The 12,018-nt window shown below is 67.4% G+C and carries 12 protein-coding genes; 10 read left to right on the plus strand and 2 right to left on the minus strand.

The genetic code is table 11. The features are described from left to right. Positions 1–140: 140 nt before the first annotated feature. From mdo to ASD37_RS15885, 6 genes are all read left to right on the plus strand, one after another. A complete protein-coding gene (gene mdo, locus ASD37_RS15860; protein WP_056552589.1) occupies positions 141–1,433 on the plus strand; it encodes an NDMA-dependent methanol dehydrogenase in 1,293 nt (430 codons plus the stop codon). Then, on the plus strand, positions 1,433–2,587 hold the full coding sequence (locus tag ASD37_RS15865) for a MoxR family ATPase (protein WP_056552592.1): 1,155 nt from the start codon (positions 1,433–1,435) through the stop codon (positions 2,585–2,587). The genes mdo and ASD37_RS15865 overlap by 1 nt, the downstream gene beginning before the upstream one ends. Before the next feature lie 7 nt (positions 2,588–2,594). Beyond that, positions 2,595–4,127, plus strand: coding sequence for a VWA domain-containing protein (locus ASD37_RS15870; RefSeq protein ID WP_056552595.1), 1,533 nt, complete (start codon positions 2,595–2,597; stop codon positions 4,125–4,127). Between the two features lie 152 nt (positions 4,128–4,279). Then, entirely contained in the window at positions 4,280–5,473 is a 1,194-nt protein-coding gene (locus tag ASD37_RS15875) for an iron-containing alcohol dehydrogenase (RefSeq protein ID WP_235568428.1), read from the plus strand. Next, on the plus strand, positions 5,470–6,834 hold the full coding sequence (locus tag ASD37_RS15880; RefSeq protein WP_056552597.1) for a histidine kinase: 1,365 nt from the start codon (positions 5,470–5,472) through the stop codon (positions 6,832–6,834). Before ASD37_RS15875 ends, ASD37_RS15880 begins: the two co-directional genes overlap by 4 nt. Beyond that, a complete protein-coding gene (locus ASD37_RS15885) occupies positions 6,824–7,480 on the plus strand; it encodes a response regulator (protein WP_056552600.1) in 657 nt (218 codons plus the stop codon). Before ASD37_RS15880 ends, ASD37_RS15885 begins: the two co-directional genes overlap by 11 nt. 99 nt (positions 7,481–7,579) lie before the next feature. On the opposite strand, the gene mftM is transcribed toward ASD37_RS15885, so the two are convergent. After that, positions 7,580–8,419 carry a mycofactocin oligosaccharide methyltransferase MftM gene (gene mftM / locus ASD37_RS15890; protein WP_082570164.1) on the minus strand — a complete coding sequence of 280 codons (840 nt, stop codon included), beginning with the start codon at positions 8,417–8,419 and terminating at the stop codon, positions 7,580–7,582. Between the two features lie 187 nt (positions 8,420–8,606). Between mftM and mftA the strand changes: the two genes are divergently transcribed. From mftA to mftD, 4 genes are read left to right on the plus strand one after another with little or no spacing between them, the layout of a single operon-like run. Next, complete coding sequence (gene mftA / locus ASD37_RS30995; RefSeq protein ID WP_082570165.1) at positions 8,607–8,711, plus strand: mycofactocin precursor MftA; 105 nt, start codon at positions 8,607–8,609, stop codon at positions 8,709–8,711. Positions 8,712–8,713: 2 nt separating this feature from the next. After that, positions 8,714–8,974: a mycofactocin biosynthesis chaperone MftB gene (gene mftB / locus ASD37_RS15895; protein ID WP_200959906.1), complete on the plus strand. Its 261-nt coding sequence runs from the start codon at positions 8,714–8,716 to the stop codon at positions 8,972–8,974. Positions 8,975–8,979: 5 nt separating this feature from the next. After that, positions 8,980–10,143 (plus strand): mycofactocin radical SAM maturase, encoded by a 1,164-nt coding sequence (gene mftC / locus ASD37_RS15900; protein WP_370073060.1) that lies wholly within the window; start codon positions 8,980–8,982, stop codon positions 10,141–10,143. Further along, entirely contained in the window at positions 10,143–11,324 is a 1,182-nt protein-coding gene (mftD, locus tag ASD37_RS15905) for a pre-mycofactocin synthase MftD (RefSeq protein ID WP_056552609.1), read from the plus strand. The genes mftC and mftD overlap by 1 nt, the downstream gene beginning before the upstream one ends. A 3-nt stretch (positions 11,325–11,327) precedes the next feature. Here the strand turns inward: mftD and ASD37_RS15910 are convergent, their stop codons facing one another. Continuing rightward, positions 11,328–12,017: a class I SAM-dependent methyltransferase gene (locus tag ASD37_RS15910; protein ID WP_056552613.1), complete on the minus strand. Its 690-nt coding sequence runs from the start codon at positions 12,015–12,017 to the stop codon at positions 11,328–11,330. Between the last annotated feature and the right edge of the window lies 1 nt (position 12,018).

Here is a 12,018-nt window from a genome sequence, read left to right on the forward strand (position 1 = left end):
GGGCAGGCGGGCACTGCCCGGTCGTCCCGACTCGTGCTGCCCGAGCATTCGGACTTGCCGTCGATGTGTTCCCCACGTCTCGGCTGCGTGCCTACCTTGATGGTCACGCGCAGCTCGCGTCGCTGACGAGAGGAACAGTCATGAAGGTCGAAGACCTGCTAAAGCCCTTTCCCATCAAGGAGTTTCACCCCTTCCCCCGTGCCATGATGGGCCCCGGCGCCCACGAGATGGTCGGGCCGGAAGCCCTCAAGATGGGGTTCAAGAAGACGCTTCTGATGTCGTCGGGCCTGCGCGGCACCGACATCGTGCACAACATGGCGGAGTCCCTGAAGTGGCACGGCCTCGAGGTCGTCGTGTACGACCAGGTGGAGTCGAATCCCAAGGACTACAACGTCATGGACTCGGTGAAGCTGTACCAGGAGAACGAATGTGACAGCTTCGTCTCCATCGGCGGTGGCTCCACCCACGACGCCTGCAAGGGTGCCCGCATCTCGGTCGCGCACGACGGTCGCAACGTCAACGACTTCGAGGGCTTCAACATGTCGGAGAACCCGAAGAACCCTCCGCACATTGCGATTTCGACCACGGCGGGCACCGGGTCGGAGACGTCCTGGGCGTACGTCATCACCGACACCACCACCGATCCCGACAACCCGCACAAGTACGTCGCCTTCGACGACGCGTCCGTGGCGACGCTGGCCATCGACGACCCGGTGCTCTACTACAGCTGCCCCGTCGACTACACCGCCCAGTGCGGGTTCGACGTGCTCGCCCACGCCTCGGAGCCCTACGTGTCCCGGCTGAACTTCGAGCCGTCACTCGGCAACGCCATCCGGGCGATCAAGCTCACCGCCGAGAACCTGCGCGAGGCCACCTGGAACGGTCAGGACCTGAAGGGCCGCGAAGGCATGATGTACGCGCAATATGTTGCGGCCCAAGCATTCAACTCGGGTGGTCTCGGCATCATCCACTCCATCTCGCACGCCGTCAGCGCGTTCTATGACACCCATCACGGCTTGAACAACGCGATCGCCCTTCCGCGAGTGTGGGCGTTCAACATGTCCGCCGCCTACAAGCGGTTCGCCGACATCGCCCAGGCGATGGGCGTCGACACCTACGGCATGACCGACGTGCAGGCCGCCGATGCCGCTCTCGCCGCCGCGATCCGGCTCCTGCGCGACGTGAACATCATCGAGAAGTTCACGGCCGTCAAGCAGGACAGCTACTCCAAGAACCGACTCGGCTCGGGCCCGACCAAGTTCTACGAGAATGCGCCGGTGATCAAGGGCGACAAGGCCGACGTCGACCGCATCACCAACCACGTCCTCGGTGACGCCTGCACTCCCGGCAATGCCAAGGAGTGCACGTTCGACCTCGTCCGCCCGGTCGTCGAGCACTGCATGAACGGTGACCTCGACGAGCTCCTACCCTGATGTCGTCCTCCGTCGCGCACGCTGAATCGTTCGACTCCGTCGAGGCTGTGCGCGAGGCGCTCGCCGGTGAGGGTTACATCGCCGACGAGCGCCTTGCGACAACGGTTTTCCTGCAGACCAAGCTCGACAAACCCCTGCTGATCGAGGGGCCTGCCGGCGTCGGCAAGACAGAGCTGGCCAAGGCGCTGGCCGCAGCCACCGGCCGCCGTCTGCTACGGCTGCAGTGCTACGAAGGTCAGGACGAGACGAAGGCGCTCTACGAGTGGGACTACGGCAAGCAGCTGCTGTACACCCAGATCCTCCGGGAGAAGATCGGTCAGTTGGTGGCCGATGCCGCCGACTTGGACGAAGCCGTCGACCGGATCGGCGCCCAGGAGAGCGTGTTCTTCTCCGACCGGTTCCTGGCGTCACGACCACTGCTGGAGGCGGTGCGCTCGGACGAGCCGGTTGTCCTCCTGATCGACGAAATCGACCGCGCCGACGAGGCGCTCGAAGCCGTGCTGCTGGAATTGCTTGGCGAGTACCAGGTGTCGGTTCCGGAGATCGGGACGTTTACGGCCAAGCATGCGCCCTACGTGATCCTGACGTCGAACAACACCCGAGACTTGGCGGCGGCGCTGAAGCGGCGATGCCTCCATCTCTTCCTCGACTATCCCTCTGCGGAAAGGGAACTGGAGATCGTCCGGTCCAAGAACACCGGTCTGACCGAGGCGGTGGCCGCGCAACTGGTCGACGTGGTCCGCGGCCTGCGCGATCTCGACCTGCGCAAGGCGCCGAGCATCTCCGAGACCATCGACTGGGCCCGCACCCTGGCGGTGCTCGGGGTGGGCGAGCTCTCCGCGAAGGTGCTGTCGGACACGGTGTCGGTGGTTGTCAAGTACGACAAGGACATTCGCAAGGCGCTCGAGGCGCTCCCGCGGCTCGTCGACCCCAACGCGACGGTGCCCACCTCGGTGCACAACGGTCACGGCCATGATCACGCGCACGGCCACTCGCATGACCATGGCGAGCACACCCACACCCACGCGGCGGCGGACACCGAACCCGACGGGGCGGCCGTGCGGGTGGCCAAGGACACACCGGGCCGATTCGCCGACGGGTACTACGGAACACCCAAGAAGAACGCCTCGCTCGGCCGGCGTCGGCCCTTCTAGGAACGACGTGGAAGCGACCCTGCACCGTTTCGTCCGGCTCCTCAGACTCGGAGGTTTGCGCGTCTCGATCCCCGAGGCGCTGGACGCGATGCGGTGCGCCGGCCAACCCGGTGTGCTGTCCTCGCGAACCATCCTGCGCACTGCGCTGCGGGTGGCACTCGTCAAGGACCAGCGCGACGAACCGGTGTTCGACGAGATATTCGACGCGTTCTTCTCCTTGGTGCGCGTCGGTGGTGACGGCGGAGCTGGAGGCCACGGTCACGCTCACGACGACCTCGTCGACGCCGGCGAGCTCGAGTCGTTCACGCTGTCCGACGAACCCAGCGACAAGCCGGAGGAAGGCCACGAGCACGGCAAGCCGGCCAGCATCCGGGAGTACTTCAAACAGGAGGATCTGGCGCAGCAGTACAACCTGCACCAGGAGGCGAACAAGATCGACATCGCCGCGCTGACCGACCAGATCGTGCTGTCCAAGGAGAGCGCGGGCCCCGACGAGAACAAATACCGGGTGCAGCTCTCCGCGGACCGACTCCACGGAGGTGGGCCGCCGGGCACGCTGGCGACGTCGACCGGCACCAGCGTCGAGGCGTCGCTCACCATCGCCGAACAGGACGCCCTGCTCGGCTGGCTCGACGAACTGACCGACGCGGACGACGGAGACGAGGCCGACGCCGCGGCGTTGCGCCGCAGGCTGACCGGTGTTCTTGAGAATCTGCCGCAGGCCTTGAAGAAGCACCTCGAGGCGTTGTTGGCACTGGAGAACAAGGTCGTGGAGACGCGGACACACCGCGAGGCCGCGCTGGCGGGGTCGGCCCGGCTCCCGGAGACCGAGCGGGCCGAGCTCGAGGAGTCGCTGCGCAGGCTGGCGCGCAGCCTGCACGGCGCGCTGACCCACCGTCGGCGGACCGCGGCGGCCGGGCGAGTCGACTCCGGGCGGACGATGCGCCGCAACATGCGGTTCGACGGCATCCCGTTCGTCCCCGTCACCGTGAAGCGCGCGGAGGACCGGCCGCGGTTGGTGGTGCTCGCCGACGTGAGCCTCTCGGTGCGGGCCACGTCGCGGTTCACTCTGAACCTGGTGCACGGTCTGCAAGACCTGTTCACCCAGGTGCGCACCTTCGCGTTCGTCGCGGACGTCGCCGAGACCACCGACCTGTTCAGGGACTACTCCGGCGACCGTGCGCTGGGAATGCTGTTCGGCGGAGACGTCATCGACGTCGACGCGAATTCCGACTACGGCAACGCCTTCGGGGACTTCCTAGCCGAACACGCCTCCGCCGTGACGCGACGGACGACCGTGGTGGTGCTCGGCGACGGCCGAAACAACGCCAACGACCCCAACCTGGAGGCGTTCGAGGAGATCACCCGACGGGCTCGCGAGACGGTATGGCTGACGCCGGAACCGCGGTACTCGTGGGGGCTTGGCAGCTGCGACCTTCCCGCCTATGCCGAATACTGCAGCCGGGTGCGGGTGGTGCGCGACCTCAGTGGACTCGAGCGGACGGCGCACGAGTTCACGACTGACGTGATGTACCGATGAGCGCCCGGCCAGCTCGATTGGCCGAGCCCGGTACAGGTCGTACTGTGGATCACACGGTGTTGTCTGGGTCACACTCGGTGGCCCAGACGAGCGGTGGTCGAGGCGGGACTGTGGCGAACGTGGAACGGGTGCGGTACCCGGCGGCGGTGCCGCTGCCGCACCCCGAGCATCCGCATGACTCGGGCGGGTTCGCGCCGGGCCGGGTGCTGAAGTTTCATGCGCCCGAGATCGTCTTCGGCGTCGACTCGATGGTGGAGGCGGCTCATGCGGCGCTGCGACTGGGTGCGCTCCGGCCCATGCTCGTCACCGACTCAGGGCTGATCGAGGCCGGCTGGGTCGACGAGATGATCGGGCACCTCCGCGAACAGGGGGTGGAGGCGAGGGTGTGGAGCGACCTCACGCCCAACCCGAAGGACCACGAGATCGCCGCCGGCTACGAGGTGTACCGGTCCAACCGCTGCGACGTCCTGGTCGCCGTCGGAGGCGGGTCGGTGATCGACGCCGCGAAGGGCGTCGCAATCCTGGCCGCCAACGGTGGGAACATCCTGGACTACGAGGGCGTGGACAAGGCGTTGATGCCGATCCCGCCGTTGGTCGTGGTGCCGTCGACGTCGGGGACGGGCGCCGACGTCTCCCAGTTCTGCATTGTCACCGACACCACTCGCAACACCAAGATCACCATCCTCGGTCGGTCGCTGGTGCCGGACATCACGGTGATCGACCCGCGGCTGCTCACCACGATGCCAGAATGGCTAAACGCTGCAACGGGTTTGGATGCCCTCACGCACGGCATCGAGGCGTTCGTGTCGCTCGGGCACAATCAGCTCACCGATCATCACGCGCTGCGGGCGGTGCAGATGGTGACCGACAACCTGGTCGCCACCATCGACCGGCCCACGGACATGTCGGCACGAATACTGATGGCCCAGGCCGCGTTGGAGGCCGGGCTGGCCTTCACCAACGCGATCCTCGGGGCCGCGCACGCGATGAGCCACCAGGTCGGCGGGCTGCTCGACCTTCCGCACGGCGTCATCAACGGGGTGCTGCTGCCCCACGTCATCCGGTTCAACGCCGAGGACGACCCGGAGCCCTTCCGGGCGATCGCCGCCTACCTCGGGATCGTCGACCCCCGGGCTCCCGCGGCGGAAGCCGCTCTGGCCCTTGCCGATCGGATCGAGCAGCTGGCCGTCCGGGTCGGGGTGCCGCGTGGCCTGGCGCAGCTCGGCGTCAACGAAACCGATCTGCCACGACTGGCGGCGGCCGCCCTGCAGGACGCCTGCATGACCACAAATCCGCGGCAGGCCGACGCCGTCCAGATTCAGGCACTGTTCCGGACTGCGATGTGACGTCGGAACTTTCGCACACCCCCGACCGCCGCCCGGACCTCGAGCGGCTGACCGGAGTGCGGTCCGGCAAGGGCACGTTCTACCCGGAACTGCGCGTCGCCGCTCAGCGGCTCGACCGGGTGGTGGCGGCCTTTGACATCATCTCCCGCGCTCTCGTGCAGACGACCGAGGGGCCGGAGAACCTGGTCCGGGCCGTCGCCGAAGCGGCCCGCATCCATCTCGACGCCGAATGGATCCTGATCGCCCTCGCCGACGGCGCACTGCCAGAGGCGAGCCCGCGCCACCTGATCCTGGATTCGGCAGGGGTCGCCTACGCCTTCGAAGGTCTTTCCGGGGCAACCGATCCCGGCAGGCACCTACCCGACGCCGTGCTCAACCGGCTCAACGACATCCTGCGCGGACAGCTGGCGCAGTTCCGGCTTCCGGTGATCGAGCGGCAACACGCCCACGTGCCCATCGAGCTCGACGGCGTCGTCATCGGGGCCTTCGCGGCGTGGACTCCGCGCAGCCGCGCCCTGGACACCTCCGACGAGGTGGTGATGCGCATCCTGTCGAGTCAGACCGCGGTCGCGCTGCAGAACTGTTCGCTGTTCAGCAAGTCCCAGGCGCTGCTCGCCGAGTCCGAGGCGCGCAACGCCGAACTGCTCGCCACCCAGCGTGAGCTGGGCGCCGCCCAACGCCATCAGGTGCTCGACTCGGAACGGCACCGCATCGCGCGGGAATTGCACGACAGCGTCGCCCAGACCGTGTTGTCCGCAGGCATGCAGATCGAGGTGTGCCGCGGCGAATTGGAGTCACAGTCGGCGTCGAGCGACCTGATCGACCGGCTCGATCTGGCGAAGGACCTGAGCCGCTCAGCCGTCGAGCAGCTGCGCTCGGCGATATACGCCCTGAACCATCCGGGCGACGCGCAGCGATCCAGCTTGCCGGAGATGCTCGACCAGTTGGCCACCGTGCACATGCCAGAAGACCTCCGGGTGACGCTGAAGGTCGTCGGCAGTCCCGTCGAAATGCCAAGCGACGTCGAACATGCGCTGCTGCGGATCGCCGGCGAGGCGCTGTTCAACACCGCGATGCACGGCCACGCGACGCGGGCGATCGTCCGGTTGAACTACACGCCTACCGCGGTGACGCTGTCCATCGCCGACGACGGCAACGGCGAGCCCGAGAAGCTACGGATGATGTTGCGACTATCCGAAGCCGCCGACGTCGACGGACACCACCGCGGATTGGCCAACATGCTGGCCCGCGCCCGAGAACACGGCGGCACCCTCGAGGTGCTGCGGTCGCGAATCGGTGGCGTGCGCGTCGTCGCCACCGTGCCGGCGCCCAACGAGAAGAGGACCGGCCATGACGACTGACGTCACCACGGGAACGATCAGGCTGGTGCTCGTCGACGACCACGCCATCCTGCGCGAGGGGCTGCGCTCGGTGCTGGAGCGACAGCGAGGACTCGTCGTCGTCGGTGAGGCGTCGTCGGAGGCCGAGGCGGTGGCCGTCGTCCTGGCGACGACCCCGGACGTGGTGCTGCTGGACCTCAAGCTGTCCGCGGGCTCGGAGTACGAGGGTCTTTCGTTGTGCACCAAGCTCTCTGCGGCTCACCCCGGCATCGGCCTGCTGGTGCTCACCACGTTCCTCGACGAGGACCTGGTGGTGCGGGCGATGCACGCCGGAGCGAGGGGATACGTGGTCAAGGACGTCGACACCACCGAGTTGGTGCGGGCGATCCGGGCCATCTCGGCAGGCGACAGTGCCTTCGACTCGCGAAGTGCCGCCGCCGTCGTCCGCTCGATGTCCGGGCGGGCTGACGTTCACCAGCAGCTCACCGCCCGCGAGCTCGAGGTGCTCCGACTGCTCGCAACGGGGTTGTCCAACAACCAGATCGGCGAGCAGCTCTACATCTCCGCCACCACCGCGAAGTTCCACGTGAGCAACATCATGCGCAAGCTCGAGGTCAGTAGGCGCGCCGAAGCGGTCTACGCGGCGAGCAAGCGTGGGCTGATCTAGCGCGCTTTCCCCCTTGCTTGCCGCCCCCTTGCCGCGAGCGTGCGTGTCTGCGGGCAACACGCCGCGCAAGGATCGGAGTTCGTGCACGCTCGCCGATCGTCAACTGTCGAGAATCAGCCACCCGCCGTGGAATTCGTGCACCCCGGCGTCGACACCCGAGCCCCGCCACGCGTCGGCGATCGCATCGAGGACGTCCAAGTCGAACCGCTGGACGTGCCCGTAGCAAGCCCGCGGTACCTCCTCGAACGGCACCGCGACCACCACCCGGCGGCGGGCCAGCCGCATTGCCTCGCGGAGTACCGCAGCCGCGGCTTCCGCGTCGAGGTGTTCGAGAAGGTGCAGCACCGTGACGGTGTCGGCCGCACCGTCCGGCAGGGGAACGCTGGCGGCGTCGCAGACCACGGTGCGCAGGGGGCGCCGCAATCGCGGGCTGGTGCGGTCGAGTAGTTCCATCGTTGGTCTGCTCAGATCGGTCGCGGTGACGTCGAACCCGGCGGCCGCCATGCGGAGCGGAAAGAACCCGAAACAGGAACCCAGGTCGACGATTTGGCGGCCCACCACCAGGGACGCCGCGTGCTGATGGATCGGAGCGAATGCCGCGGACCCGTGCTCGAGACGGGCCAGCGAATTGCGGTAGAACCGAAGCCACGCGACGTCGGACTCGCCGTCGTCATCGGTGACGGACTGCACGACGCCGGTGAACACGGCCTCGAACTCGGACTGGCCGCGCAGCACACCGGCGTCGTCGAGTTCGGTGGCCAGCAGGACGGCGAGTTCGTCGGAGATCTCATCGGACGCCAGGTCGTGTTCGACGGAGAGCACCCCGTCGGCGCGGCTTGTGCAGAACCGCATCGTGCACAGCGTTTGGTGGGGATGCGCGACGTGTGGGCCGATGCGGCGGGTGACGCGCACCCGGGTAAGCGTCGACGCACTGGTCATGGACTCACCTTTGATCGAAGAATGTTGTCGATCAACGGTATTCGGGCGGTAGGCAGCTACGCGCGACCCGAGGGGGTGGCATTGGTGACCCGTCCGGATGGGTAGGTGACTGCCCGTTCGGCGAGTGTCGGCGACGCGTGGGGTGCCATAGCGTGATGGTGTCCGCAATCCCGACCAGGAGGCCACGATGAACCGCTCTGACGAACCCGAAAACAGCTCCGCTGCAGAGACGCTCGTCGACGAGGTCTTGGTCGAAGAAGTGTCGATCGACGGCATGTGCGGGGTCTACTGACCATGTTCGACCTCGACGCCCGTTGGCAGCTGCACCCTCAGGTGGCATTGCGTCCCGAACCGTTCGGGGCATTGCTGTATCACTTCGGCACCAGAAAGCTGTCCTTCCTGAAGAACCTCGTGGTGGTGGACGTGGTCAAGGCAATCGGCGAGCATTCCACCGCGCGGGCGGCGCTGCAGGCGGTCGGCGTCGAGGACGTCGCGGTCTACGCGAAAGCCCTTGACACCCTGGTTAACTCGAACATGCTGGTGCGTGCCTCGTGACCGCCGTGCTGCCCGGACGTCTGATCGACCAGTTCGAACTCGGTCTTGACGCTCCGATCTGCCTGACGTGGGAACTGACCTACGCGTGCAACCTGTCCTGCGTGCACTGCCTGTCCTCTTCTGGCAAGCGCGATTCGCGCGAGCTGAGCACCCAACAGTGCAAGGACGTCATCGACGAGCTCGAACGCATGCAGGTGTTCTATGTGAACATCGGCGGCGGCGAACCGACGGTGCGGTCGGACTTCTGGGAGCTCGTGGACTACGCCACCGAGCACCACGTCGGTGTCAAGTTCTCCACCAACGGCGTCCGAATCAACCATGCGGTCGCCGAAAGGCTGGCCGCCAGTGACTACATCGACGTCCAGATCTCGCTGGACGGCGCGACCGCCGAGGTCAACGACGCGGTGCGTGGTCCCGGGTCCTTCGCCATGGCGATCCGGGCGCTGGAGAACCTGTCGGAGGCCGGATTTCGCGCCGCGAAGATCTCGGTGGTGATGACGCGGCACAACGTCGGGCAGCTCGACGAGTTCAAGGCGTTGGCCGACGGCTACGGCGCCACTCTGCGCATCACCCGGCTGCGGCCGTCGGGCCGCGGCGCCGACGTGTGGGACGAGCTGCATCCGACGGCAGTCCAACAGCGGGAGCTCTACGACTGGCTGGTGGCGCACGGTGACGGCGTCCTCACGGGTGATTCCTTCTTTCACCTGTCGGCCTATGGGGAGGCGCTGCCCGGGTTGAACCTGTGTGGCGCCGGACGGGTGGTGTGCCTGATCGACCCCGTCGGCGACGTCTACGCCTGCCCGTTCGCGATCCACGATTCCTTCCTCGCGGGAAACATCCTGCGCGACGGTGGATTCCGCACCGTCTGGCGGGATTCCGACCTGTTCGAGGAGCTGCGGTCGCCGACCACCGGTGGCGCGTGTGCGAAGTGTTCGTTCTTCGACACCTGCCGCGGAGGGTGCATGGCCGCCAAGTTCTTCACCGGCTTGCCGCTGGACGGCCCAGACCCCGAATGCGTGCAGGGCTACGGGGAGACGGCGCTGGCGGCCGAACGGTCGGTACCCAAGTCGGCGGTGGACCATTCCCGGGCGATACCGCTGACCGTGATCGCGCGTCAACCCCAGCGCGTGTGCGACGAGAACCCGGTGACGACCCGAGGAGTTCGATGATGGCCAAGACCGGATGGTTCGAGACGGTGGCCGAGGCGCAGCGGCGCGCGGCCAAACGCCTGCCCAAGAGTGTCTACAGCGCGCTGGTCGCGGGGTCCGAGCGCGGTATCTCCGCCGACGACAACACCGCGGCGTTCGCCGAACTGGGCTTCGCGCCGCACGTCGCCGGCCTCTCGGCCAAGCGTGACACCTCGACGACCGTTATGGGACAGGCGATCTCGCTTCCGGTGTTCATCTCGCCGACCGGCGTGCAGGCCGTCCATCCCGACGGGGAGGTGGCCGTCGCCAGGGCAGCGGCCGCCCGCGGCACCGTCATGAGCTTGTCGTCGTTCGCGAGCAAGCCGGTCGAGGACGTCACCGCCGCCAACCCGCAAACCTTCTTCCAGATGTACTGGACGGGTAGCCGGGACAAGCTGGTGGCTCGCATGGAACGAGCCCGCGCCGCGGGTGCGGTCGGTCTGATCGTCACCTCGGACTGGTCGTTCTCGAACGGGCGCGACTGGGGCAGCCCGTCCATCCCGGAGCGGATGGACCTGCGGGCCATGGTCCGGTTCGCGCCGGAGGGGATCGCTCGCCCCCGCTGGCTGCTCGACTTCGCCAAGACCGGACGGGTGCCCGACCTGACCGCACCGAACCTTTCCCAGGACGGCGGACCCGCCCCGACCTTCTTCGGGGCCTACGGCGAGTGGATGCAGACCCCGCTGCCAACGTGGGACGACATCGCGTGGCTGCGGGAGCAGTGGGGCGGACCGTTCATGCTCAAGGGCGTGATGCGGGTCGACGACGCCAGGCGTGCAGTCGATTCCGGTGTCACCGCCATCTCGGTGTCCAACCACGGCGGCAACAATCTCGACGGAACGCCAGCGCCGATCCGCGCCTTGCCTGCGATCGTCGACGCGGTGGGCGGCGAGGTCGAGGTGGTGCTCGACGGTGGAATTCGGCGGGGCAGCGACGTCGTCAAGGCGATGGCGCTCGGGGCGCGCGCCGTGATGTTGGGCCGGGCCTACCTCTGGGGTCTGGCGGCAGGCGGACAGACCGGCGTGGAGAACGTCCTCGACATCATGCGTGGCGGTATCGATTCGGCGCTGCTGGGTCTTGGCCACTCGTCGGTGCACGACCTCAGCCCGGCCGACCTGATCATCCCGAGCGGATTCCGGCGCGACCTGGGAACCGGCGACTGACCGTCAGCCCGCCTTGTGCGCCGTCAGAAGGAACGCGGGCATCTTCGTCCGGCCCTTGTCGTCCTTGTCGTGCGGTGGCAGGTGGAACGGTGCGTCCGGCCCCGACGGCATGTTCGCGTGGATGAACGCCGGCCGGATCTCGTCGACCTCCCAGTACTTGCCAACGGCCGCACGCAGTTCGGGCTCGTCGACCTCGTTGGGCTTCTCCTGCAACTCGGCGGGGAACGCGCCCTTGGCGAAGACCAGAACGTAGTAGACGGCGCCCGGTGCGGCCGCTCGGTACACCGACCGCTGATAGCCGTCGCGTCCCTCGACCGGCAGGGAATGGAACAACGTCGAATCGATGACGGTGCCGAAACGGCCGTCGAAGCCGGTGAACGTGGTGATGTCGTCCTGCACGAAGGTCGCGTTGGGCAGGTTGCGCTCCTGGGCGGCCTTCGTCGCGGCCGCGACGGCGGTCGGCGTCAGCTCGATGCCCACCACGGTGTAGCCCCGAGCGGCCAGCGCCAGCGACAGTTCGGCGTATCCGCTGCCCGCGTCGAGGACTTCGCCACGAACCTTTCCCGCGGCGATGAGCGCGGCCAGCTCCGGCTGCGGTTCGCCGATGTTCCACGGGGGTGCACCGCCGAATCCGCCCTCGCCGCGGTAGGCGTCGTCCCAGTCGACGACGTTGGAGTCAGAGGAGTCGGTCACG

This window comes from Mycobacterium sp. Root135 (assembly GCF_001426545.1).
GTDB lineage: Bacteria > Actinomycetota > Actinomycetes > Mycobacteriales > Mycobacteriaceae > Mycobacterium.